This window comes from Leptothrix sp. (in: b-proteobacteria), from assembly GCF_965250675.1.
In the GTDB taxonomy this organism is placed as follows: domain Bacteria; phylum Pseudomonadota; class Gammaproteobacteria; order Burkholderiales; family Burkholderiaceae_C; genus Sphaerotilus.
The window spans coordinates 734,574-759,923 of the sequence record NZ_CBDFPH010000001.1 but is presented as its reverse complement, the minus strand read 5'-3'; the positions used below and the strand labels follow the sequence as shown (position 1 = coordinate 759,923).

General features: G+C 63.5%; 19 protein-coding genes. 13 read left to right on the top strand and 6 right to left on the bottom strand.

The genetic code is table 11. The features are described 5' to 3' along the window. Window positions 1-6: 6 nt before the first annotated feature. Window positions 7-990: a quinone oxidoreductase family protein gene (locus AC5IG3_RS03440; RefSeq protein ID WP_491904875.1), complete on the bottom strand. Its 984-nt coding sequence runs from the start codon at window positions 988-990 to the stop codon at window positions 7-9. A gap of 85 nt (window positions 991-1,075) precedes the next feature. On the opposite strand from AC5IG3_RS03440, the gene AC5IG3_RS03435 reads away from it, so the two are divergent. Next, window positions 1,076-2,020 carry a DMT family transporter gene (locus AC5IG3_RS03435; protein WP_491904874.1) on the top strand — a complete coding sequence of 315 codons (945 nt, stop codon included), beginning with the start codon at window positions 1,076-1,078 and terminating at the stop codon, window positions 2,018-2,020. A gap of 190 nt (window positions 2,021-2,210) precedes the next feature. On the opposite strand, the gene AC5IG3_RS03430 is transcribed toward AC5IG3_RS03435, so the two are convergent. Both AC5IG3_RS03430 and AC5IG3_RS03425 read right to left on the bottom strand, forming a co-directional pair. Continuing rightward, window positions 2,211-3,260 carry an SDR family oxidoreductase gene (locus tag AC5IG3_RS03430; RefSeq protein WP_491904873.1) on the bottom strand — a complete coding sequence of 350 codons (1,050 nt, stop codon included), beginning with the start codon at window positions 3,258-3,260 and terminating at the stop codon, window positions 2,211-2,213. Window positions 3,261-3,271: 11 nt separating this feature from the next. Continuing rightward, on the bottom strand, window positions 3,272-4,552 hold the full coding sequence (locus tag AC5IG3_RS03425) for a nucleotide sugar dehydrogenase (protein ID WP_491904872.1): 1,281 nt from the start codon (window positions 4,550-4,552) through the stop codon (window positions 3,272-3,274). Window positions 4,553-4,847: 295 nt separating this feature from the next. Here AC5IG3_RS03425 and AC5IG3_RS03420 point away from each other — a divergent pair, with 295 nt between their 5' ends. The 4 genes from AC5IG3_RS03420 to AC5IG3_RS03405 all read left to right on the top strand — a co-directional run bounded on the left by AC5IG3_RS03420 (window position 4,848) and on the right by AC5IG3_RS03405 (window position 9,825). Beyond that, window positions 4,848-6,056, top strand: a complete 1,209-nt coding sequence (locus AC5IG3_RS03420) for a GNAT family N-acetyltransferase (RefSeq protein ID WP_491904871.1) — start codon at window positions 4,848-4,850, stop codon at window positions 6,054-6,056. Continuing rightward, window positions 6,053-7,192: a GNAT family N-acetyltransferase gene (locus AC5IG3_RS03415; RefSeq protein ID WP_491904870.1), complete on the top strand. Its 1,140-nt coding sequence runs from the start codon at window positions 6,053-6,055 to the stop codon at window positions 7,190-7,192. The genes AC5IG3_RS03420 and AC5IG3_RS03415 overlap by 4 nt, the downstream gene beginning before the upstream one ends. A gap of 64 nt (window positions 7,193-7,256) precedes the next feature. Beyond that, window positions 7,257-8,237: a polysaccharide deacetylase family protein gene (locus tag AC5IG3_RS03410; protein WP_491904869.1), complete on the top strand. Its 981-nt coding sequence runs from the start codon at window positions 7,257-7,259 to the stop codon at window positions 8,235-8,237. 94 nt (window positions 8,238-8,331) lie between these two features. Next, the gene (locus tag AC5IG3_RS03405) at window positions 8,332-9,825 is read left to right on the top strand and encodes a hypothetical protein (RefSeq protein ID WP_491904868.1); all 1,494 of its coding nucleotides are present in this window, start codon (window positions 8,332-8,334) and stop codon (window positions 9,823-9,825) included. Between the two features lie 71 nt (window positions 9,826-9,896). Here AC5IG3_RS03405 and AC5IG3_RS03400 read toward each other — a convergent pair whose 3' ends face one another. After that, window positions 9,897-10,412 (bottom strand): serine acetyltransferase, encoded by a 516-nt coding sequence (locus tag AC5IG3_RS03400; protein WP_491904867.1) that lies wholly within the window; start codon window positions 10,410-10,412, stop codon window positions 9,897-9,899. 6 nt (window positions 10,413-10,418) lie between these two features. Then, window positions 10,419-11,615: a glycosyltransferase gene (locus tag AC5IG3_RS03395; RefSeq protein WP_491904866.1), complete on the bottom strand. Its 1,197-nt coding sequence runs from the start codon at window positions 11,613-11,615 to the stop codon at window positions 10,419-10,421. Window positions 11,616-11,888: 273 nt separating this feature from the next. Between AC5IG3_RS03395 and AC5IG3_RS03390 the strand changes: the two genes are divergently transcribed. The 5 genes from AC5IG3_RS03390 to AC5IG3_RS03370 all read left to right on the top strand — a co-directional run bounded on the left by AC5IG3_RS03390 (window position 11,889) and on the right by AC5IG3_RS03370 (window position 18,237). After that, window positions 11,889-13,253 (top strand): O-antigen ligase family protein, encoded by a 1,365-nt coding sequence (locus AC5IG3_RS03390; RefSeq protein WP_491904865.1) that lies wholly within the window; start codon window positions 11,889-11,891, stop codon window positions 13,251-13,253. Window positions 13,254-13,297: 44 nt separating this feature from the next. Next, window positions 13,298-14,482: a glycosyltransferase gene (locus tag AC5IG3_RS03385; protein WP_491904864.1), complete on the top strand. Its 1,185-nt coding sequence runs from the start codon at window positions 13,298-13,300 to the stop codon at window positions 14,480-14,482. A gap of 215 nt (window positions 14,483-14,697) precedes the next feature. Continuing rightward, complete coding sequence (locus tag AC5IG3_RS03380; RefSeq protein ID WP_491904863.1) at window positions 14,698-15,888, top strand: hypothetical protein; 1,191 nt, start codon at window positions 14,698-14,700, stop codon at window positions 15,886-15,888. 4 nt (window positions 15,889-15,892) lie between these two features. Next, window positions 15,893-17,089 (top strand): glycosyltransferase family 2 protein, encoded by a 1,197-nt coding sequence (locus AC5IG3_RS03375; protein ID WP_491904862.1) that lies wholly within the window; start codon window positions 15,893-15,895, stop codon window positions 17,087-17,089. After that, window positions 17,035-18,237, top strand: coding sequence for an acyltransferase family protein (locus AC5IG3_RS03370; protein ID WP_491904861.1), 1,203 nt, complete (start codon window positions 17,035-17,037; stop codon window positions 18,235-18,237). The genes AC5IG3_RS03375 and AC5IG3_RS03370 overlap by 55 nt, the downstream gene beginning before the upstream one ends. On the opposite strand, the gene AC5IG3_RS03365 is transcribed toward AC5IG3_RS03370, so the two are convergent. Continuing rightward, window positions 18,234-19,349 carry a glycosyltransferase gene (locus tag AC5IG3_RS03365; protein WP_491904860.1) on the bottom strand — a complete coding sequence of 372 codons (1,116 nt, stop codon included), beginning with the start codon at window positions 19,347-19,349 and terminating at the stop codon, window positions 18,234-18,236. The genes AC5IG3_RS03370 and AC5IG3_RS03365 overlap by 4 nt on opposite strands. Before the next feature lie 143 nt (window positions 19,350-19,492). Here AC5IG3_RS03365 and AC5IG3_RS03360 point away from each other — a divergent pair, with 143 nt between their 5' ends. From AC5IG3_RS03360 to AC5IG3_RS03350, 3 genes are all read left to right on the top strand, one after another. Next, the gene (locus AC5IG3_RS03360; protein WP_491904859.1) at window positions 19,493-21,166 is read left to right on the top strand and encodes a right-handed parallel beta-helix repeat-containing protein; all 1,674 of its coding nucleotides are present in this window, start codon (window positions 19,493-19,495) and stop codon (window positions 21,164-21,166) included. Between the two features lie 488 nt (window positions 21,167-21,654). Continuing rightward, window positions 21,655-23,508 carry a right-handed parallel beta-helix repeat-containing protein gene (locus tag AC5IG3_RS03355; protein WP_491904858.1) on the top strand — a complete coding sequence of 618 codons (1,854 nt, stop codon included), beginning with the start codon at window positions 21,655-21,657 and terminating at the stop codon, window positions 23,506-23,508. 120 nt (window positions 23,509-23,628) lie between these two features. Continuing rightward, window positions 23,629-25,296, top strand: coding sequence for a hypothetical protein (locus tag AC5IG3_RS03350; protein WP_491904857.1), 1,668 nt, complete (start codon window positions 23,629-23,631; stop codon window positions 25,294-25,296). Window positions 25,297-25,350: the final 54 nt, after the last annotated feature.

Sequence of the window (25,350 nt, the reverse complement as noted above, 5' to 3'; positions counted from 1 at the left end):
GCTCATTCACAGCGTCAGGATGCTGCAGCCGGTGGTGGCGCGCGCTTCCAGGTCGCGATGCGCCTGCGCCACCTGCTCCAGCGGGTAGCGCTGGTCGATGCGGATCCTGACCGCGCCGCTGGTGACCACCGCAAACAGGTCATCAGCCATCGCCTGTGTGCGCTCGCGGGTGGCGATGTGGGTGAACAGCGTCGGCCGCGTCACGTAGAGCGAGCCCTTGGCGCCCAGGCCGCCCAGGCTGTAGGGCGGAATGGGGCCAGAGGCGTTGCCGTAGGTCGCGAACAGGCCGAAGGGCTGCAGGCAATCGAGCGAGCCTTCAAACGTGTCCTTGCCGATCGAGTCATAGACCACCTTGACGCCACGGCCGCCGGTGATGGCCTTGACGCGCTCGACGAAGTTCTCGCTGCGGTAGTTGATGACGTGGCTCGCACCATGAGCCAGCGCCAGTGCGCACTTGGCATCGCTGCCGGCGGTGCCGATCAGCTGCAGCCCGAGCGCGCGCGCCCACTGGCAGGCGATCAGGCCCACGCCGCCGGCAGCGGCATGGAACAGCACGAAGTCGCCGGCCTGCAGCCCACCTTGCGGCAGGGTCGACTTGAGCAGGTACTGCGCGGTCAGGCCCTTGAGCATCATGGCCGCGCCGGTCTCGAAGTCGATGCCGTCGGGCAGCTGCACCACGCACTTGGCGGGCATCACGCGCACTTCGCAATAACTGCCTGGGGGTTGGCTGGCGTAGGCGGCACGGTCGCCGGGCTGCAGGTGGGTGACGCCCTCGCCCACCGCCTCGATCACGCCGGCGCCTTCCATGCCGAGCGCCAGCGGCAGCGCGTTGGGGTAGAGGCCGGTGCGCTGGTAGATGTCGATGAAGTTCAGGCCGACCGCGTGGTGGCGGATGCGCACCTCGCCAGGACCGGGCTCGCCCACCGGCAAGTCAACGAGCTGCAGGACTTCGGGGCCGCCGAACTGCTGGATCTGGATGGCGCGGGGCATGTCGTGTCTCCTCATGTCGTTTTGGGAGCGGCCAGCTTAGCCCAACCGCTACGATCGCGCAGCCCTGTGCCTCCCCGGTCCCTTCATGCAACTCAATGCCCGCACCCTGCTCTGCCTGACCCTGCCACCGCTGCTGTGGGCCGGCAACGCCGTGGTCGGGCGCATGACGGTGCCGCTGGTGCCGCCGCTGCTGCTCAACGCGCTGCGCTGGGGCATTGCGCTGCTGGTGCTGCTGGCCCTCGGCTGGCGGGCGCTCGCCGGCGCGCAGGACCGCGCGGCCGTGCGGGCGCGCTGGCCGTATTTCGCGCTGCTGGGCCTGCTGGGCGTGGGCGCCTACAACGCGCTGCAGTACCTGGCGCTGACCACCTCGACCCCCATCAACGTGACGCTGATCGCCGCCAGCATGCCGCTGTGGATGCTGAGCGTGGGCGCGCTCTTCTACGGCGAGCGCCCGCGCCGCCAGCAGGTGCTGGCTGCCGTGCTGTCGCTGGCCGGCGTGGCCACGGTGCTGACGCGCGGCCACTGGGCGGCGCTGGGCGATCTGCACTTTGTGCGCGGCGACCTCTACATGCTGGTGGCCGCCGCCGCCTGGGCCGGCTACAGCTGGATGCTGGCCCGCCCGCCCGCGCACATGCTGGGCGCACAACGCCCCGGCGTGACGCAGGCCGACGGCCGCCGCCGCCCCTGGAACTGGGCCGAATTCCTGCTGGTGCAAGCGCTGTTCGGCGTGCTGTGGGCCGGCGGTGCGGCGGGCGTGGAAAGCACGCTGTCCACGCAAGTGCCGCATTGGTCGCCCGGCGTGCTGGCGGCACTGGCGTATGTGGTGATCGGCCCGTCGCTGGTGGCCTACGCGCTGTGGGGCCAGGCGGTGGCGGTGGCCGGGCCGACCACCGCGTCGATCTTCGTCAACCTGACGCCGCTGTTTGCGGCGCTGCTGTCGACGGTGATGATCGGCGAAGCGCCCCAGCCCTTCCACGCTGCGGCCTTCGGGCTGATCGTGGCGGGCATTGCGGTGTCGTCGCGGCGCTGAATGGGCGCTGGCGCCTAGGCCGGCATGCATCGGACGGAGTGCGCATAAAAAAAGACGCCCCCCGACGCAAGCCGGGAGGCGAATGCTCTGATATGCCGACCTCAGACGGGTTCACCATCCATCGACCGATTCAGACTACACCCCTGCGGTCAAAGTTGCACTAGGGTATGTGCGGGGTCATGGACCTGCGTCATCCACCTGCGTGACGGATGTACCAGCCGGTCGCCACGGCCAGCCCGGCGTGCACGTCGTGCGTGGGCACGTAGCCCAGCAGACGGCCCGCCTTGCTGACGTCGGCCAGCGAATGGCGCACGTCGCCGGCCCGGAAATCGGCATAGTCCGGCGCCTCGATCTGCAAGGCCGGCCGCTCGCGCTGCAGGTTGTCGGTCAGCGCCGTGTGCAGCTGATTCAGCGTGGTGCGGTCGCCCACTGCCACGTTGTAGACCTGATTGATCGCCTCGGCGTCGCTGGCGATGCCGGCGCGCAGATTGGCCTGCACCGCGTTGGCCACAAAGCAGAAGTCGCGCGAGGTCTCGCCGTCGCCGTTGATGCGGCAGCGCTCGCCGCGCAGCATGGCCGCGACCCACTTGGGGATGACCGCCGCGTAAGCGCCGTCCGGATCCTGGCGCGGGCCGAAGACATTGAAGTAGCGCAAGCCCACCGTGGGCAGGCCGTAGCAGCGGCCGAACACATCGGCATACAGCTCGTTGAGGTACTTGGTGACGGCGTACGGCGACAGTGGCTTGCCGATCACGTCTTCGACCTTGGGCAGCGTCGGCGAGTCCCCGTAGGTGGAGCTGGACGCGGCGTAGACAAAGCGCTGCACCTTGGCGTCGCGCGCAGCGACCAGCATGTTCAGGAAGCCGGTGGCGTTGGCGCGGTGCGTCGTCTGCGGATCGGCCATGGAGCGCGGCACCGAGCCCAGTGCGGCCTGATGCAGCACGATGTCCACGCCCGCGCAGGCCGCAGCGCAATCGGCCGGCTCGGCGATGTCACCCCGGATGAAGCGATGCCTTGCCCACGCCTCCTCACCCACCAACGCGCGGACCTGATCGAGGTTGTGCTGATGCCCGGTGGCAAAGTTGTCCAGGCTGGTGACACGCTGGCCGAGCCGCAAGAGCGTCTCGATCAGGTGCGAGCCGATGAAGCCGGCGCTGCCCGTCACCAGCCAGTGGCGCGGCTGGGCCAGCAGCGCGGCCTGCAGGTTCTCGGGCATGGCGTACAGCGCGGGGGTGGCCATGAGCCCGCCCATCACAGACGCCAGACATGGAAGCCGCGCGCCTGCAGTGCCGTGCGGTCGATCTGGGCCTTGACGTCCACATAAAGGCCCCCTGGCGCCAGCTTGGCCAGCAGCTGATCGAGCGGCCGGTCCACGAACTCCTGGTGCGACACCGCCGCGACAATGGCGTTGGCCTGGGGCAGGTGCTCCCAGGCAACCAGCTCGACGCCGTATTCGTGCACGGCCTCTTCGGCCTCGGCCACCGGGTCGTGCACGTGCACCGTGACGCCGTAGCTCTCAAGCTCGCGGATCACGTCGATCACCTTGCTGTTGCGCAGGTCCGGGCAGTTTTCCTTGAAGGTCAGGCCCAGCACGATCACATGCGCGCCCTTGACGGGCGAGCCCAGGCGGATCAACTCCTTGACCGTCTGCTCGGCCACGTACTTGGCCATGCCGTCATTGATGCGCCGCCCGGCCAGGATCACCTGCGGGTGGTAGCCCATGCGTTCGGCCTTGTGCGTCAGGTAGTAGGGGTCGACGCCGATGCAATGACCGCCGACCAGCCCCGGGCGGAAGGGCAGGAAGTTCCACTTGGTGCCGGCGGCTTCGAGCACCTCGGTGGTATCGATGCCGATGCGCTGGAAGATCAGCGACAGCTCGTTGACCAGCGCAATGTTCAGGTCGCGCTGGGTGTTCTCGATCACCTTGGCGGCCTCGGCCACCTTGATCGAACTGGCCTTGTAGACCCCGGCGGTGATGATGCTGCCGTAGACCTCGGCGACCTTGTCGAGCGTGTCGGCGTTATCACCCGACACCACCTTGACGATGGTGGTGAGCGTGTGCAGCTTGTCGCCGGGATTGATGCGCTCGGGCGAGTAACCCACAAAGAAGTCCACGCCCCACGTCAGGCCCGACTCGGCCTCCAGGATGGGGATGCAGACCTCCTCGGTCGCACCGGGGTAGACGGTCGATTCGTATACGACGATGGCGCCGGGCTTGAGGTTGCGGCCCACCGAACGGCTGGCACCGATCAAGGGCGTGAAGTCGGGGTTGTGGGCGTCATCCACCGGCGTGGGCACCGCCACCACCACGAAATCGGCCTCGCGCAGCGCGGCGGCATCGGTGGTGGGCGCCAGACCGGTCGAGGCCTGAAGCTCAGCCGTGCTGACCTCGCCGGTGGGGTCGACAAAGCGCTTGTAAGCGTCGATCTTGGGCTGTGACAGGTCGAAACCGATGGTGCGGTACTTCTTGCCGAACTCGACAGCAAGGGGCAGGCCCACGTAGCCAAGGCCGACGACGGCAAGGGTGGTCATTCACGCTCCCCGCACAGACAAATGCAAAAATGACTCAACAAAAATGAAAGAAACGGGAAGTAATGCATTGGATCAATAGCGGAATGAACGGGGAAAAAGTATTGGTATTTGCGGCAATGTCACGCGGTGACACCGCTCTTGAGCACACAGGTGGCCGAAACAACTTCTTGCAGACCGGAAAATGCTGCAGTGCGGTGTCTCACAGGACCTGCATTGCTGTCCTGTGTACTTTTCCCATCAAAAGTCATTGAGATTCTAAATTTTCCTCGCACAAGCACTCTCACGGCCCTGATCCATGAACTTGGTCCCACCCTCCCCTTCGCAAGCCTTGTCCGACTTGTCCAACGCCACTTTCCATGCACGCAGCGCCACGCCGCAGTCGCTGCATGAGCAAGATTTGCGCGCCTGGGCCGCGCTGGAAGATCAGGCGCTGGAGGCCAACGCCTATCTGTCGCCCTGCTTCATGCTGCCCGCGCTGCAGCATCTGGACCCCGACGCCGGGGCACAGATCATCCTGATCGAGCGCCGTGCCGCAGGGGTCACCAAACTGGCGGGTGTTGCCGTCGTGTGCCGGCGCCAGCGCAGCGACATCCTGCCGCTGCCGCACTGGGAGATCTACACCTCGCGGCACTCGTACCTGAGCGCGCCCTTGATCGACCGGCAAATGGCCCATCCGGCAACCGCCTGCCTGCTCAAGAAACTGGCGCGCCTGGCACCGCTGAGCGCAGGCCTGGTGATCCGCAACATCGACCACGACGGCCCGCTGCTGGCCACCTTCAGCGAGGTGGTTCAGGCCAAGGGCCGCACGCTCGGCCTGATCGGCGTGCAGCAGCGTGCCATGCTGGTGCCCGCCAACGCGGGGCTCGACAGCCTCAAGCAGGCGCTGCGCAGCAAGTACGCCGAGATGGAGCGCTGCCGCCGCCGCCTCAGCGAACAGAGCGAACTGCAGTGGCTGATTCACCGGGAGACCGTCAGCAGCGACGTGATCGACGCTTTCCTGCAACTGGAAAACACGGGCTGGAAGCGCGAAGAAGGCACCGCGCTGATGTCCAACCCCGCCGACGAGGCATTTTTTCGTGACATGGCGCACCGCTTTGCCACTGCCGGGCGTGCGCTGTTCACCGAACTGCGCCTGGACAACAAGGTCATCGCGTCAACCAGCAACTTCGTCTCGGGCCAGGTCGGCTTTGCCTTCAAGGTCGGCTGGGACGAGAGCCTGCGCAAGTACGGCGTGGGCATCCTCAACGAGGCGGAACTGGTGCGCTACGCACCCACGGTCTGCGCCGACCTGAGCTACATCGACAGCGGCTCGGCGCCCAACTCCTTCATTGAAAAGCTCTGGCCGCAGCAGCGCCGCCTGGTCACCGCCTTCGTGCCGACCAGCGCCTGGGGCGCCTTGGCCTGGCGTGCGCTGCAGCATTTGCGTGCCATACGGCACAAACGCAAAGCGAACCAGCTTGCGGCACATCAAGAATCTGCGCCAGGGATCGACAACCACACATGACTGACCTGTTGCTCACGGATTGCCCACCGCCCGCTTCGCTAGAACCCATCTGGCGCGGCCTGGAAGCCCAGGCGGAGGTCTCATTCTTCACCTCCTGGACATGGATAGGCAGTTGGCTGGCCACGCTGCCAGCCGATGCACAACCGCGCCTGCTGCAGATGCGTGTTGATGGCGACATGGCCGGACTGGCCTTTCTTGGTCGGCGCACCAGCCGCCGGCATGGTTTCGTCCACAGCCGAAGCCTGCATCTCAACGCCAGCGGCAACCCGGTGTCGGATGCGATTGCGATCGAATACAACCACTTTCTGGTCCGGCGCGACAGCAGCGACCTGCTCCAGCGCGCCATGCTCGTTCATCTGCTGACGCAGGAACTCGACTGGGACGAACTGTATATGCCGGGTATGTCGACGCTGCCGCCGGACGTCATGCAAACGCCAGGCACACGCTTCAAGACCGAAGTCAAACCGGCTTTTCTCGTCGATCTGGCCAAGGTGAGGGAAAAGAATGGCGATTACCCCGCTGCCCTGGGCCAGCAATCACGCTACCAAATACGAAAATCTGAAAAAGCTTTTGCCAGATTGGGGGAAATTGCGCTGACTGAAGCGGCCACGCTGGATGAGGCCCTGGAGTATCTGGCTGCACTGAAGAACCTGCACCAGCCTTATTGGATCGCACGCGGAGAGCCTGGCGCATTCGCCAGCGATTTTTCCAACCGTTTCCACCAACACCTGATCACGCACGCATTCCCTCGCAAGGAGGTGCAACTGCTGCGAATCACGGTGGGTGAGCAGACACTGGGCTATCTGTACAACTTCATCCACCACGGCCACGTCTACAACTATCAGACGGGCATTGACTACGACATGCTCAAAGGCTCGGTCAGTCCCGGTCTGGTCTGCCATGCACAGGCCGTCTCCCACTGCGCAGCAGCGGGTCTGGACATTTATGACTTCATGGCCGGAGAGCAGCGCTACAAGCGCTCCATGTCGACGCATTCGTCCGAACTGCAGTGGTCTGTCCTGCAACGCAACAAGCTCCGGTTCAAAGCCGAGGACGCATTGCGCCGACTCAAGCAACATATGATGACGAAAGGTGTACCTGCAGACGAAGCCTCGACCTCAAGCAAAACTGCCTGAAGTCAATTCAGTCTGGAAAATACGCCGTATAAAAGCACTCGCAGACAACATCCAGGGAATACTCATGAACAAACTGGGACGGCATTTGCTTTCCACCGCGACCAGCACTGCCTACTGGCGCAGTGGAAATGTTCGTCTGCCCGTACTGATGTATCACCGCGTTCTGGCTCAACCCGATCCGCTGCAGCCCGGCGTGCCGGACGCGGCCCAAGCAGACCTGCAATTCCAGGTGCTCGCCGAGTTATTCAAGATACTGCCCATGGACGAGGCGGCTGAGTTACTGCGCGAGGACCGCCTGCCGCCAAGATCGGTGTGCATCACATTCGACGACGGATACCGTGACAATCACGATGTCGCCCTGCCACTGCTCGCCAAGCACGGCCTCACGGCAACGTTCTATATCGCCAACGGCTTCCTGGATGGTGGCCGCATGTTCAATGACACAGTGCTGGAAGCCGTGCGCCGTTTGCCCGTCGGCACGCTTGATCTGTCGCACTGGGGCCTGACCTCCATCACGATCACAGACACAGCCTCTCGTGTCAGTGCCATCCAGGCCATCACTCGTGGCATCAAGTACTTCGCATTCGAGAAACGTCAAGCGTTCTGCGACGAACTGGCCCACAACGCCGACACGGCGCTGCCGGACGACGTCATGATGAGCACGGACCAGATTCGTGTACTGGCCAAGAACGGCATGTCGATCGGCGGACACACGGTGAACCACCCGATCCTCGAGAAAGTCGATGACGCCACCGCACAGCGTGAAATCATCACCAACCGGAAGGCCCTTCATTCGCTGCTGGGCACGGTGCCGCGCACATTCGCCTATCCCAATGGCAAGCCGCACTCGGACTACTCCAAAAAGCACGCACACATGGTGCGTGAAGCGGGTTATCAGGCAGCAGTTTCCACTGCTTTCGGCGTGGGAGACCGCAACGCGGACATCTACCAGTTGCCACGTTTCGTGCTGAACGAAGCCTCTTACATGGCCGTGTTTTCCCGCCTGCTGCGCATGTCCTCCCATGTGGGCAAGGGTCACTCCTGACGCCTGTCTGCGCTGCGCCCCCTGAATCGAGGGGGACTCCGCAACCTTGATCACTCCGAAAATATCGAATGAATCCGACCTTGAGGGCCGCCCCATGAGCACCGCAAAAAAAGTCCTGCTACTAGAGTTCAACGAGATCAACTGGCGGGTGATCGATACCCTGATCGCACAACGTGGCGCGGCTTTCCTGCCCAACTTCGTCAAGCTGCGCCAGCAAGGCAGTTGGGCGGTGCAGTCGGCCGTGGAGCGCGCGCCGCTGCTGGACCCCTGGATCACCTGGGTGACACTGCTGACTGGCGTACGACCCGAAGTGCACGGCGCCTCGGTGCTGGAGCAGTCGGCCGACACCATCAGCGCGCGGCGCATCTGGGAATACGTCAGCGATGCCGGCCGCAGCATCGGCATCTTCGGCAGCGTCAGTGCCTACCCACCCAAGCCGGTACCCGGCTTCATGGTGCCAGGCCCGTTCGCGCCCAGCGACGACACCCATCCGCGCGCCTTGCAACCGGTACAGGCCATCAACCGCCGCTACACCCAGGTGCACGCCGGCGCCAAGAGCACGCCCACGCTGGGTGACAGCCTGCGCACTGGCGCGGCGCTGGTGCGCCTGGGCCTGCGCCCGCGCACGATGGGCAAGATTGCCGCCCAACTGGTGCGCGAGCGCATGACGCCGCATCAACGCTGGAAGCGGGTCTGCCTGCAGCCGGCGCTGAACTTCGACATTTTCAGCGCGCTGTATCAGCGCGAGAACCCGGCCTTTTCGACCTGGCACAGCAACCACGCCGCGCACTTCATGCACCACTACTGGCGCGCCTGGGACGACAGCGGATTCACGGCCAAATCGACCCCCGAAGAGCGCACCAAGTACGGTGAAGCCGTGCCCTACGGCTACCAGCTCTGCGATGAGCTGCTGGGCCGCGCCATGGCCATGGTCGGCGACGACACCGTGATCGTGCTGGCCTCCAGCATGGGCCAGCAGCCCTTCGTGAGCGACAAGTACGCCGAGGGCAAGATCGTGGTGCGCATCAAGAACATTGATGCGCTGCTGGACCTGATCGGCCGTGATGGCATCACCGACGTCACTCCCACCATGGTGCCGCAGTGGAATCTCACGGTTCCCGACGTAGGCCGTCGCGCCGAGCTGATCCAGCGCTTCAGTCAAGTCACGCGCCGTCAGGGCGGGCGTAGCGAGAGCGCGTTTGCCATCCAGGAAACGCACGACCAGCTCACGCTCACGCCGCTGGGACTGGCGCAGAACAAGGACGCGGTCGAGTACGACTTCGTGCAGGCCGATGGCAGCAAAACCACCCGGGCACTCAAGGACCTGTTCGTGATGGACACACCGACCGTCAAGCAGGGCATGCACCACATCGACGGCATCCTCGCCTTCTGGGGCGCCGGTGTACGCAGCGGCGTGCAACTGCCAGGCTGCACCAACCTGGATGCCGCACCGACGATGCTCACGTTGATGGGCATTCCGGTCCCGCCACAAATGACAGGTCAGGTGCTGGACGTCCTCAAGGACGGTCGCATGGCGAATTCGCCGGCTTCAACGACCCACCATACTGCCCAAGCGCTGGCGGCCTGAGTTCACGACACGCCACATCAAAAAGCCGCACGAGGTGCTCGTGCGGCTTTTTTAATGAGCGTCGGCATAGCTCAGGCTGATTTGACCGGCCGGCATCGAGCCGGAATGCCCACGGCCGTTGCGCCGGCAGGCACGTCATGCAGTACGACCGCGTTGGCGCCGACACGCGCACCGTCGCCAATATGCAGTCCACCAATGATCTTGGCGCCCGAGCCGACGAACACCTCGTCGCCCAGCACCGGCACACCGCCCCGGTTGTCGCCAATCACCACGCTGCTCTCAAGCCAGACGTTGCTGCCGCCGCGTACGGCTGAATTGATGACCACGCCGATCGGGTGCACCAGCACGAAGCCGGGACCAAACTGCGCTTTAACCCCTATCACGCAACCGTTGAGCCACTTGTTGAGCCAGTGCGGCAGCAAGGCCAGCGGCGTCAGGCGCAGGCTGACCAGCATGCCCTGCAGACGGAACAAGGTGTTGGCCAGCGTGCCGTCTGCCAGCACAGCCTTGAGCAGCGAGCACGGCTGACCATACTGTTGATACAGCCGCTGCTTGGCGCGCAGGTCGGCAAGAAGCAGGGACAGCATCGCGAATCAGCGCCGCGCCAGCTGGCGCTTGAAGTCAACCAACTGCAGGATGTTGTTGCGCCACTGACGCTCGGCAGCCACGTAGGCACGTGCGGCCAAGCCGACGCGCTTGAGTGCGTCCACATCGCGACTGCGCTGGAGCACCATCTGCACGGCGTCCTCCAGTTCGCCCGCCTTGAACATCCAGCCAGTCTGGTCTTCGCGGACCACTTCCTGGATCGGCTCGAAGTTGGGCGCGATCGGCGCGATCGCGCAGGCCATGAACTCGAACAGCTTGACCGGCGAGGTGTAGTCGCCCGCGCTCGGCAGCACCGCCATGTCCATCGCTGCCAGCAGGCCAGGTACCTGGTCATGTGAGACGCGGCCGGTCAGGATCACCTGTTGAGCCAGGCCTTCACGAGTCACAAAGTCCTTGACCGTGTCGAACGTGGCGCCGTCGCCTACCAGCAGCAGCTTGAGGTCGGGCCGGGCCTTGAGGCGATCGGCAATCAGGTAGACAAACTGATCGATGGCGTGCCAGGGCACGAAAGCGCCCAGATAGCCGCAGACCGCACTGCCCTCCAGGCCGTACTGCTTGCGTGCGGCACTGCGCTGTTCGGCACTGAAGCTGAACTTGTCGATATTGGCCGCGTTCGGCGTGACGATCGCGGGTGCCATGTGGCCATGTGCCTTGAGCAGCCGGTCGCGGAACACGCCCGAGACGAACACCATGCCGGTGCAGTTGCGGACCACCCAGCGCTCGATCCAGGTGGCCATCTTCAGGAAGAACACCGGCCGCACACGGTCGACCGTGGCGGAGTCGTTGACTTCCAGGATGATGGGAATACTGCGCAGGCGGGCGATCACCACCGTGATGAACATGAAGAGCGAATAGCGCTCGTAGATCAGCTCGACATCGGGGTTCGCGTTCAGGTACTTGCGAATGCGCCAGCCTGCAACAGCGTTGTAGGCCAGTTCGGCCAACTCGAACAAGGGCTCGGGCAGCTTGGTCACCCACTTCATCCAGGGCCGCGCCTGCTGGGTCGGCGACATGGCCTTGGGCGTGGCGTAGGGGTCGGCACCAGGCAAGGAGATGATGTCCACGGCCACACCCTCGACGCGCAGCGCATCGGTGATGCCACGAATGTGCACGCCCTCGACAGCCTTGCCTTGGGTTCGGTGGTGGTAGAGCACGCGTTTCAAGGGAGCAGCAGAGGTCGTCATGCGGTGGGGGTCAGAGATCAGCATTAAGGGGAAGTGATGATAAGCACCGCACCGCAGGCAGCATTCATCCGGATGTGAAGGATGGCCGTTTTCCAGCGCCCAGGCCGTACCCATGCCGTTGCAACCCCAAGGAAGGTCATGCGGACGTGAGACAGTGACCAACTGTGCCGCTTTTCTGTCGTGGTGCTGCGGCTAACATCCTGCGGCTATTGTCTCGACGCCCAGCACCTCCTGCACTGGCGAGGAGAACACCCTTCTGATGTGCCTGCGGCAATGACATTCGCACTTTTCCTGCTCTATATCTTCCTCAGCTTTTTCCGGCCGATCGAGTTGTTCGCGCCTGCGCTGAACGAATACCGGCCGATGATGCTGATCTGGGGTCTCGCCTTCGTGCTGGCCCTGGGCCGCGCCATCTCACGCAAGGAAATCGCCGCACGCGCCACGCACCTGTGGCTGCTGGTTGCACTGTGTGTCGCGGTGGCGGTGTCGAAGGTGGCGGCAGGCTGGGCGGGCGGCGCCGTGGTGGCGCTCAGCGAGTTCAGCCCTTCGGTCATGCTGTTCGTGCTGGCCGTGCTCAACATCACTTCGCTGCGACGGCTGAAAGCCACCTGCGCGGTTTTTTCGATCGCCATGATCATGGCCTCTGCGCTCAGCATCAACGCCTATCACACGGGTGAGCGGGCGAGAGAACTCGTGCTGCGACAGAACAGCAGCGCTCATGACGATGCGGAACTGGCAGGCACCGACGTCTCGGCCACCGATGCTGCGCAACTCATACCCGCGCAGGACACCTCGGGCTGGTATCTCTGGCGCATCCGTGGAATGGGGTTCCTGAGCGACCCCAATGACCTGGCACAGGCACTGGTCGTGGTGCTGCCGCTGCTGGGCGGAGCGTGGATTCGCGGGCGCTGGCTGCGCAATCTGGTGGTGGTGCTGGCGCCCGGAGCCACGGTGGCCTACGCCATCATGCTGACCCAGTCGCGCGGTGCGGTGGTGGGCATTGCCTCGCTGCTGTTCTTCAGCGTGCGGCGCACGCTCGGCACGCTGCGCACCTTCATGCTGCTGGGCGTGCTGGGCCTGGTTGCCATCGTGGGCAACATGGCTGCGGGCCGGGGGTTCTCCAGCCAGGAACGCTCGGCCGAGGAGCGCATCGAGGCGTGGACCGTCGGCATCCAGCTGATCCGGTCGTATCCGATCTTCGGCGCGGGCTACGGCAACTTCCGCGACCACAACCGGCTGACGGCACACAACTCCTACGTGCTCGGTTTCTCGGAGCTGGGCCTGGTGGGCTACTTCATCTGGCTTGGCCTGATCGTGCTGATTTTCAAGAGCCTCAGCCGCGTGGCGGACGACCTGCCCGACGGCCGCGCTGAAAAGCACATGGCGGGACAACTCCGGGCGGCACTGGTCGGTTTCCTGACCTGCGCCTGGTTCCTGTCCAGGACTTATGCACCCTCGATGTACTTCGTGCTGGCGCTGTGCACCGCAGCCTGGTGGATCGGCAAACAGTCCGCAGATGAAGGCCCGCTGCGCACGCAACTCGCTGAAGTGCCCTGGGCCAAAACCACGGTTTTCTACCTGATTGCCAGCCTGGTCGCGGTATACGGCTTCATCGTCATCAACCGGCTTGGGGCCTGACCCCTCCTGGGGACCAAGACTCGTCCAACTACACGCTACCCGACATGCTCAGAATCGCCGTCGTCACACCCATGCTGCCCGTGCCCTACGACCTGACACGCGGGCGCTTCATCCACGAGACGGTACGCTCCCTCAGCAAGCTGGCCACCGTACGAACCTATTTCCAGACACTTCAATACCCGCGCATTCCGGGCCTGCGTTCGCAGAGCTACATCTACGGCCAGGTCGGCTCGGACTATCAGCTCGAAGGCTGCGACGTCGAGGCCTACGACTACCCTGCCCTGCCAGTGGTGAGCCGCGGTGTCAACGGCCACATCGCCAGCTGGATCCTGACACCGCGGGCACGCCGCTTCGCCCCTGACGTGATCATTGGTTACTGGGTCTACCCTGACGGGTACGCCGCCCTGCGCTGCGCCAGGACGCTCGGCATCCCTTGCGTGATCGGCGCGCTGGGCTCGGACATCCATGTCCGCTCGGGCATCAACGATCACATGACACGCAAGACCATCTCTGGCGCCGATGCGGTCATCACCGTCAGCGAAGCCATGCGCCAGTACTCGGTCAGGGAGTTCGGCGCATCCGCCGATCGGGTTCACACCGTGGTCAACGGCTTCAACACCTCGGTCTTCAAGCTGCTGGGACGCGAGGCGATGCGCACCAAGCACGGCATTGCGCAGGACGAGAAGATGATCGTCTACGTCGGACGTTTCATCGAGGCCAAAGGCCTGCGCGAGCTGATCGCCGCATTCCAGCAACTTGCCGCGAGGGATCCCAAGATCACGCTTGCGCTGGTCGGCGATGGCGTGATGAAGGACGGCCTGATCGAACTGGTTCGCAACGCAGGGCTGGCCGGACGCGTGCACCTGCCCGGTGGCCTGCCACCCGAGACCGTGGCGGAATGGATCAACGCTGGCGACCTGCTGACCTTGCCCAGTTGGAGCGAAGGCTACCCCAACGTGCTGGTCGAGGCCATCGCGTGCGGCCGGCCGGTGGTCGCCACCGATGTCGGTGGGATCAAGGAGATCGTCAACGCAAGCAACGGCGTGATGGTGCCGCCGCGTGACGTTGAAAAACTGGTCACTGCCTTGTGGGATGTGCTGCACCGCTCATGGGACGAAACAGTCATTGCCCGTCAGATTCGACGCACCTGGGACGACGTGGCCGCAGACACCCTGGCCGTGTGCGAGCAGGTCGTACATCAACGCAAGAACAACCCACGTCAGCCCTGAAGTGCGAAATAACAGATTCATGTGATCGCAAGTGGTGCGCAGTTGTTCTCAAGGTCATCCGTGGGGTTGACGCCCGGGCACCGAACCGACAAAACACGATGCTAGAGTCCAAAGTGCTCCGGATTAACCCTGCCGACGAGCTTGAGGCTCACAGCCTACTTCGCAGTAACTTATCCAGTTCCCTTCGACTTCTTTGAGCGATCCTCAAGCCCATGATGCGTCTTTTGCTCGGTATTCTCGTCATCCTTATCGCCTTTTCAGGCTTGCTGATCGTCTTCATCCGCCGTCGCAACATTCATCTGTGGCTCAACAGCTACTTGAAGCAGGATTGGCGGACACCGGTGCCTGCAGGAACGACACGTCATGTAATGTTCTGTTTTGTCGATCATTACGAGCCGATGTGGCGCCGGCCCAGCTACGAAGTCGAGTGCGAACGCGTGCAACGCTGGCGCGACGATTACCCCAAATTGTGCGAAGGTCTGCGTGATGCTGACGGTCGGCAGCCCGCTCACTCCTTCTTCTACCCGGGCGAGGAATACCGGCCCGAGCATCTGGACAAGATCGTCGAACTCTGCCGCATGGGTCTGGGCGAAATCGAGATTCACCTGCATCACGATCAGGACACAGAAGCGGGCCTGCGGGAGAAACTGCGCGACTTCACCCGAATCCTGGTGGATCGCCATGACGCGCTGCCCGTGCACCCTGAAACAGGACAGCCGCAATGGGCCTTCATCCATGGCAACTGGGCGCTGGACAACGCACACCCGGACGGCTTTGGCTGCGGCGTCAACAACGAGTTGATCGTGCTGCGCGAAGAAGGCTGTTATGTGGATTACACGCTGCCCGCCGCGCCGGACCCCTGCCAGACCAGCATCATCAACAGCATCTATTACGCCAAGGATGATCCACACCACGGCAAGTCGCACGACCACGGCGTACGTGTTCGGGTCGGTGGAAAACCGAGTGGCGATCTGATGATCATCCAGGGCCCGCTGGGCTTCATGTGGCACAACCGCAAGTTCGGCGTCATCCCGCGCATCGAGAACGCAGATGTGCGCACCAGTTCGGCGCCTACCAAAGAGCGTGTGGACGCCTGGATCGAGACAGGCATCCACGTCGAAGGCAAGCCCGAGTGGATCTTCGTGAAGGTGCACACCCATGGCACCCAGGAGCGCGACATGAACACCCTGCTGGGCCCCAAGATGCGCGAGGCCTTCGAGCACCTGCAGACCAAGTACAACGACGGTGTGGACTGGAAGCTGCACTATGTGAGCGCACGCGAGATGTACAACATCGCCAAGGCTGCCGAGGCCAATCTGGCCGGTGAGCCTGGCGAGTACCGCGACCTGATCGTGAAACGCCCTGGCTATCGACCGCACCCGGCCGAAATGGCCAAGGCGGCCTGACACCGTGCTCGAGGGTTCGCTGACAGCGCTCGTCTATGGTTGCATAGGCGCCGTGGTGTATTCCTATGCGCTTTACCCGCTGGTACTTTTTTTCATCGCGGGCTTGAGCCAGGCCATGCGCGATGCAGCCTTCGTCTTCCGAAAACTGGATCGCCGCAACGACGCTGAACAGAACTCGGACTGGCCACAGGTGGCGGTCGTGATCTCGGCTTACAACGAAGAGCGCCATCTCGGTCAACGCATCGACAACCTGCTCGCACTCGACTACCCCGCCGACCGGCTGACCGCCTATATCGGTTCGGACGGCAGCCGTGACCGGAGTGCCGAGATCCTGGGTCGCTACGGCCACGAGCCGCGAATCAAGGGCTTCGCCTTCGAGCAAAACCGCGGCAAGGCCAGCGTGCTGAATGATCTGGTTTCGCGCGGCAGCGAATCTATCCTGGTGTTCTCGGACGCCAACACCTTCTTTCGCCCGGACGCACTCAAGAAACTGGTCGTAGGCTTTGAAGACCCGGAAGTGGGCGGTGTCAGCGGCGAGTTGCGCCTGAGGGGCACCGGTGGCGACAACCAGGACAGTCTGTACTGGCGCATCGAGCAATTCCTGAAGTTCTTCGAAGCCCGACTGGGTGCCCTGCTGGGTGCAAACGGGGCGATTTATGCGATTCGTCGTGCGCTCTGGAAACCCCTGGCGTCGGACACCATATGTGATGACTTCTGCGTCGCCATGAACGTGGCTGCAGCGCCGGCGCAGTTGCGCTATGAACCGCGCGCCTGGGCCGAAGAAGACACGCCCGAGCGCATTGATGAAGAGTTCAAGCGCCGCGTGCGCATCGGCATCGGTAACTTCCAGGCACTGATTCGGCACCCGGAATATCTACTACGCACGTCAGTTGCCACGCGCTTCTCCTACATCTCGCACAAGGTACTGCGCTGGGTGGCACCGCACCTGCTGATCGTGGCCTTGGCCGCATCGTGTGTATTGGCTGTGGATTCGTGGGTCTGGCGCTGGTCTGCCCTGGCTCAAGCCCTGAGCTATCTGGGTGCTGCAGCCCTTTTGGCGGCCACCAACCGAGGCTGGCGCCTGCCAAAGCCACTCAAGCTGGTGGCCTTCCTGTTTGCGCTGAACTGGGCTTTCCTGGTCGCCTCATGGCGCTACGCGACGGGCCGCTATGGCGGCTCGTGGCAGCGCAGCAGCCGGTAATCGGCACATTACTGAATGTGAGCCCCGCCATGAGCCCCATCTCACTGAAGAGCGTACTTCAGCAGGATCACCTGCCAGGCTTGGACTTTCTGCGCATGGTGGCGGTACTGACTGTCCTGCTGTTGCATCTGGAACTGCCCGGCATCGGACCTCTGCTGATCATCGACGGGGTTCAGCTTTTCTTCGTGGTGAGTGGGTTTCTCATCACCTGGATGCTGCTGCGCGAGTTGGACGAACGCAGCACCATCGACATGGGCAGGTTCTACCTGAGGCGCGCTGCACGACTGCTGCCGATCTTCTTTGCCTACCTTCTGGTGGGCTACCTGCTGCTGACGCTGCGGCGCCAACCGGTGGACTGGGGCGCCATCGGCAGCTCGGTGGTCTATCTGATCAACTACTACCAGGCGTTCACCGGTGCGCCGACTCACTATCTGTCGCACTGCTGGTCACTGGCCGTCGAGGAGCAGTTCTACCTGATATGGCCACTGGCGCTGGTCGGCCTGCGTGCCCGTCGCGTGCGACTGGAAGTCTCCCTGACGCTGCTGATCCTGGGTGTCTGGCTGCTGCGCCCGCTGCTGATGCTAGGGTTTGGCGTCAGCGAGATCTACCTCTACCGCGCGCTGGAAACCCGTGCAGACCATCTGCTCATCGGCTGCCTGCTGGCCGTGCTGCTGCGCCAGCCTCTCTGGCAGTCAAGATTCGATGCAGCAGCGCGGCACTGGTGGTCTATCCCACTGTTGATCGGCCTGCTGGCTGCCGTATCCACATACCTGCACCCGAATGTGGCGCTCAAGTTCGGCCTGGCATTTGCGCTGGAGCCTGTCTTGCTGGCCCTGCTGATTCCATTGATGCTCATCGCGGCCAGTGGCCAAGGATGGGTAGCTCGGTTGCTGAACCTGCGCCCACTGGTGCTGATCGGACAAGTCTCCTACGGCATGTACCTGATGCACCCGTTCATCACCCAGCCGATCTACAAGCGCGTGGAGGCCATGAGCAGCAGCTCCGCGTTGGGCGTGGCAGCAGCCCTTGCCGGCTCGGTCGGCCTGGCCTATTTGTCGTTCCGCTTCTTCGAGGAGCCGATCCGCGCCCGCATACGCTCAGGCTGGCGCAGCAGCAGCCGCCAGCCGCTGCCGCAAGCGGGCACTTAACGCGTCACCAGGCACCGCTGGTAGAAGTCTTCGTAGGCCCGCGCGAGGTTCTGCATCGAGGCGTTCTCAGTGACCCAGACGCAGGCCTCGGTGGCCAGGCGATCGCGCAGGACAGCGTCCTGCAACAGGCGCGCCACGGCTTCGCGCAACGCCGGTCCATCTGCCGGGGGCACCAGCAAACCCGTGATGCCATCACGCACGATCTCCGGGTTGCCGCCCACCTGGGTCGCCACGATGGCCTGCCGCGTGGCGCAGGCCTCCAACAACGCGATCGACAAGCCCTCCGTCAGCGACGGCATCGCGAAGACATCGAAACCTGCTGCAAGATCAGCCACGTCGGCACGCTGACCCAGCAACATCACGCGATCCGCCAAACCCAAGCTGTCCGCCAGCGCCGTCAACTCCTGCTGCAACGGCCCACCGCCGATCACCACCAGTTTCAAGCGCGGAAACTGCTTGATCAGCGCAGGCATCTGTTCGATGAGCAGACGATGGTTCTTCAGGCCCACCAACCGACCCACCGCACCGAGCAGTAACTCATCCGGCGCCACTCCCAGGCTGGCGCGCGCGGCCGCACGGCGCTCGGGCGTCCAGCGAAAGCGCTCGACCGGAATGCCGTTGAGCACCGTCACGGCCTTCTCGGCCGGCACATAGCCGTCGTTCACAAAGCGGTCGTGCACCTGTTTGCCCACCATGGCCAATCCGGCGGTGTAGGGCAACGACCAGCGGTAGTAACGGCTGAGCCGTTTGTCGGACAGCCGGGTGCCCATGTCATGGCAAGTCCCCACGATGACCGGCTTGCGATGCATCAGCAAAGTGGCGGCAGCCGCGTGATAGTTAGGGACGAAGTTGTGGGCATGCACCAGTTCGACACGCCGGCTGCGGATCACGTTGCGCAAGCTACGCAGCATGCGCAGGTCGACCGAACCTTGTTTGCCACCGATCACGACCTCGATACCGGCCCGGCGCAATTCAGGTGCCAGACCTTCCGTGTTGAGCAGGCTGAAGACCGCCACGTCATGCCCCTGGCGCTGTTGCTCTATGGCGAGGTCGGTGACCACGCGCTCCAGTCCGCCGAACTCAAGGGAATCAACAATGTGCAGCAAACGCATGAAAACGAACCAGCCAAATGGAAGAATGGATGATGTTATGCGGTGCGCCGACCCGGGCCAACGCATCTGTCTCCACAGAGTGAAAACCATTGCCAGGAGTGCTTGTGAACCGAGCCATTTTGCGTTTTCAACCGACGCTGCTGATGCGTCATGCCGTTCAAGCCTCTCTGGGCTTGGCCCTGCTGCTGAACCTGACAGCCAGCCCGGCACAGATCGTCTCGGTGCCCAAGGTCGACAGCGGCACCGAGCCACAACCGCTGCCACTGCCACTGGCTGCGCGTGCGGACAACAGCAGCACCGCCAGCAACAGTCCCGTCAACCGCAGGACCTCGGCGACGGCAGTGGCCGATCCGCCATGGCCACCGGCCCCGCAAACCACGCTCAACCCCAACGGCTGCTCGCAGCCGCTGGTGGGCAGCGGAAAAACCTACGACGTGGGGCCAGGCAAGAAGTTCAGCGACCTGACCGACGTGCCATGGCTGTCGCTGGGCGCAGGCGATGTCGTCAACATCTACCACCGGGCCGAGCCGTACCGCAGCAAGATCGGCATCCGCAGCCAGGGACGGGCTGACGCGCCGATCATCATCAACGGCGTGACCGATGCGCGCTGCAATCGCCCGGTGATCAGCGGCGAGAACGCGGTGACGGTGCGTGACGCCCGCGAGCGGCGCTTCTTCAGCAAGCAGTACAGCGAACACCTGGGCGTCTTCCTGCTCTACAAGACCAGCGAGGATCCTTACGGCTGGCGGCCGCAGCACATCCAGTTCAAGAACCTGATGATCACTGGCGCCCACAAGGGCAACAGCTACACCGCACAAGACAGCACCCCAGGGCGTTACAGCGCAGGAGCTGCGGCCATCTATGCCGTGGTGGTCAACCACCTGCTGGTCGAGAACTGCGAGATCACCGGCAATGGCAACGGCCTGTTCGTCAACAGCAAGTCCGGCGACGAGGCCAGCAGCCACATCGTGATCCGCGCCAACCGGATCTGGGACAACGGCAACGCCGGCAGCTACTACGAGCACAACCTCTACATCCAGGCCATGCGATCGCTCTACGAGGGCAACTACATCGGCCAGCTGATTCCGGGCGCCGTGGGCTCGTCGCTGAAGGATCGCTCCAGCGCCACCGTGGTGCGCTACAACCACATCGCAGCCGCGGCACGGGCGCTCGATCTGGTCGAGATCGAAGGTGGCGTGCCCCAAGTCCTCAAAGACCCCTACTACCCCTACGCCTGGGTCTACGGCAACCTGATCGTCAACGATGCCAAGCAGAAAACCCGTACCTACTCGGCCAAGCTCATTCACTGGGGCGGCGACAACGACCCGCGCTACTTCCGCCTGGGCACGCTCTTTTTCTACAACAATACTGTGCTGATGCGCATGGACAAGCTCGATTACTGGTACTCGATCCTGTTCGACATCCCTGCCGCAGAGCAGAAGATCAGCGCCCGCGCCAACGTCATCGCCATGAACGGCAGCACTCAACTGCGGGTGGGTCAGGAGTCGGGCCTGATCAGCATGGATGACGTCAACTGGATCAGCCGCGACTGGACGAACAGCGGGCCAGGTGGCAGCTCCAAGGTCACCGTCACCGGCCGCTTGATTGAAGGGCGTGATCCGTCCGTGGGCCCCGATGGACGACCGCTGCCGGGATCGCCTGGACGTGACCAGGGCGCGCTCGGCGCCATGGCATGGCCAGCAGGTATTTCAGCAGACAGCCTGCGTGTCACACACGAGTTCATGGCCCCGGCTGGACTGGTCCCGCGCGTGCAACGTGGTGCAGCGATGGATCTGGGCGCCTTCGAAGGCCAGTAAAAGCTCATGGCATGAGGCTCAGGATCTCGGCATGAGCCTGTGCTGGTACGTACCGGCGCGTCAGCATCCGTGACCAAGCGTCACCAAGCGGTGACGCTCAGAACCACAAACGACCACCACCATAGGTCGATTTCGAAATATCCCGTTGCATCTGCGACATGCCACAACCACCAAATCGTGTGCTCGTGCACACCCTGGTCGTTGCGTTTTTCAATTGGTTCAGTGTTCGCATTACCGGATGATTCAGCCAGTTGCACTTGAGCAGGCCACCTGTCTGCTGCCCCGCACTTACGTTTGCCCGTTTTGTTAACAGGGCTCAGGCAGCGCACCCCTATCGTGACTTCACCGTCGTGATGGGGTCCGCCTGACAAGCCTGGAACCCCCTCGCGACTCTCGCTGGCGGCGCAGACCGATCTACGCATTCAAGAAGAAAGCAGATCGGTCGATATACCGCCATCACCTGCAGCAAGAGTCCAAGAGGCAGCGAAATGAAATTAGCCAATGTCAGAACCCTGTGGGCCCTCACGGGTCTGGTCGTGACCGGTGCGTTGACCGGATGTGGAGGTGGTAACGACAGCACCATCGCTGAAACCACCAGTGCCCTGAGCGCAGACAAGACAGTGGCAGACACCTCGACCGTCGCAGCCGCAGACACCGCGACAAGTGACGGCACGACAACCGACCTGACGCTGGACGCCTTGCACCGTCGTCGCACCAAGCACAGCCCGGCTCCGACTCCAGCACCAGCCCCGACTCCGGTCCCTGCTCCTGCTCCTGCTCCTGCTCCTGCTCCTGCTCCTGCTCCTGCTCCTGCTCCAACCCCAGCACCGGCGCCCGCCCCCACGCCAGCGCCCAGCCCTGCCCCCAGCGCACCGGCCGTTACCCTGGGCCTGAGCGCCTGCGTAGCCTCCGGCAATGGCACCGACTACCAAGTGGGCGCCGGCAAGACCTACACCAGCCTTGATCAAGTGCCATGGGAGGCCGTCAAGGGCGGCGATACCGTGCGCATCTTCTACAGCGCCACGCCCTACAAGGGCAAGATTCTGGTCACCGGACAAGGCACGGCCAGTGCACCGATCCGTGTCTGCGGCGTGCGTGGCCCCAGCAACGAGCGCCCGATCATCGATGGCAACGGCGCGACGTCACGTCCCGCAGTAGCTTCGCTCATCTCGGGCGACGCAGCGACGCGCCAGATCCATGAAAGCCGCTCGGTCGTGCTGATCAAGGGCGACGCGCGCAGCTGGACCAACGTACCGCAGTACGTGCAGATCGACGGCCTGAACATCACGCACGGTCACACCAGTCACAGCTACACCGACACCGGCGGTGCCAAGCGCAACTACACCGCCTTCAGCGCCTGCGTGTGGGTGGATCGCGGACACAACATCACCATTGCCGACAACGAGATCAGCGACTGCACGCAAGCGATCTACACCAAGTCGACCGATGACGGTAGCTTTTCCGTCACCAAGAACATCCGCATTGCAGGCAACTACATGTGGGGTCATGGTGTCGTCGGCGACGAGCATGAGCACACCACCTACACCGAGAGCCAGGGTGTCGTGATCGAGTTCAACCGCTATGGCCCGGTACGCGCAGGCTCCGGCGGCAATGCCATTAAGGACCGCTCTGCAGGCACCGTGGTGCGCTACAACCGCATCGAGGAAGGCGCACACGCCATCGATCTGGTCGAAGCCGAAGACTTCCCCCTCACCGCCCTGGCCGATCCCGCCTACCGCAGCACCTACGTCTACGGCAACCAGATCAAGAAGAACGGCAACACCGGCAGCTTCATCCACTACGGGGGTGACCACGCCGGCAGCGTTCCCGGCGCCAACTGGGGCGAGTCGCTGTTCCGCCGCGGCACGCTCTATTTCTTCAACAACACGATCTACGGCACCGGCAGCTACGCGGCCATCTTCCAGATCTCCACCACGCTGGAAACCGTGCAGGCATGGAACAACGCGTTCTACTTCGACCCCAGCGTGCAGACCCTCAGCATGCGCATGAACCAGGACGGCGTGAACACGGCCTACTGGACACCGGCCGGCATCCTCAACCTGGGGGTGAACTGGATCCGGACCGGCTGGCTCGACACGGACATCTACCACCCGATCAAGGGTCAACTCAACGGCAGTGCCAACCTCATCACCGGCAGCAGCGCACCGTTTGACCTGACCACGCTTGCACCTCTGGCGGGCAGCGCGCTGCTCGACAAGGGCCAGGCCAACGTGAGCGGCGCCACCGGCTACCCCGTCAGCTTCCAGCTGGACAGCAGCTACAAGCCGCTGGCCCGCGCGATCAATGGCACCGCCATCGACCTGGGCGCGGTAGAACGCTGAGCACCCTGGCAAGCGGCCACAAGCCCTCGCGGGCTTGTGGCCGCTTTGTCATTTGACGATTCAGATTTCATGCATAAAAAATATCATGCCGCCTTCAACACCGCTTTCAGGGAAGACACCATGGCCGCTCTGACACCTCAATTCCGCGCCCGCTGGGCTTTTGCTGCGCTGATGCTGAGCGGTTCCCTGGCTGCGTGTGGCGGGGGAAGCGCCACCACCGATGCAGCCAGCCCCAGCACGGCGCCGGTGGACAGCAGCAGCCCAACGCCAAGCCCGTCATCCCCCAGCCCGTCACCGATTGCAGCGCCCACGCCTGCGCCGCCGTTGGCCGTACTCAACCTGCCGGCGTGCGAGCCTTCAGGCGTGAGTGGAGCCACCGATTACCAGGTGGGCGATGGCAAGACCTACACCGCACTGGATCAGGTACCGTGGGAAAACCTCAAGGCCGGCGACAGCGTGCGCCTTTTCTACCGGGCTGCACCGTACAAGGGCAAGTTCATGATCACGTCGACCGGCACCGCCAACGCCCCCATCCGGGTGTGCGGTGTACGCGGACCGAACAACGAGCGCCCGATCATCGAAGGCGACGGCGCCACCACGCGGCAGACACAAGCCTACGGTGACCGCATCTCGGGCAGCAACGTGTTTCGTGCCCAGCTGGAAGCACAGAGCCTGATCATGTTGAAGTCGAATCAGCCTGAGTACACAAGCTTCCCGAACTACATCCAGATCCACGGCCTCAACCTGCGCAAGCTGCATCCGTCCTACACGTTCAGCAACCATGCGGGTGTCACACAAGCCTATGACGGCTTCGGCGCCTGCATCAACATCAACCGTGGCCAGAACATCCTGATTGCCGACAACGAAATCAGCGACTGCGTCCAGGCGGTCTACACCATCTCGAAGAACGAGGGCGACTTTTCCGTCACCAAGAACATACGCATCTCCGGCAACTATTTCTGGGGCAACGGCATCACGGGTGATGACCACGAGCACACCACCTACACCGCCAGCCAAGGGATCGTGATCGAGTTCAACCGCTACGGTGCGCTGCGCAGCGGCGCCATGGGCAACTCGATCAAGGACCGCTCGACCGGCACGGTGGTGCGCTACAACCTGATCGAAGACGGCGCCCATGCAGTCGACCTGGTGGACGCCAACGACTTTGAAACCGTCGCGATCCCCGATCCCGCCTATCGCAGCAGCTTCGTCTACGGCAACATGATCCGCAAGAGCGGCGACATCGGCAGCTTCATCCACTACGGCGGCGACCAGGGTGACGAGCGCCTTTACCGCAAGGGCACGCTCTACTTCTTCAACAACACGATCGAGGTCACCGGCAGCGGCGCGGCCATCTTCCAGCTGTCCACCACCGAAGAAAAAGCCGAGGTCTGGAACAACGTCATCTACTTCAACGACAGCGTGCAGATCGGCAACCGCTCCTTGCGTGCGGGCCAGGACGTCGGCGCCAGCTACACCTCGGGCGGCATCGTCAACCTGGGCGTCAACTGGATCAGCAACGGCTGGCTGGACTCGGACATCTACCACCCGGTCACTGGCCAGCTCAACGGCACGGCCAACCTGATCACCGGCGCCAGCGCGAATGTGGCCCCGTTCGACCGCAGCACAGGCGTGCCACTGGCAGGCTCGGCATTGGTGGATGCAGGCGTGGCAAGCCCCAGCGCCGCAGCCGCCTACACGGTGGACTACCAACTCGACAGCAGCTTCAAGCCGGTGGCGCGCACCGTCAAGGGCAGCAGGACCGACCTCGGCGCAGTCGAGCGCTGAACGGTGCAGCGGGAGCCGGGGCACCGGCTCCCTACAATTTGAGGCATGCCGGCC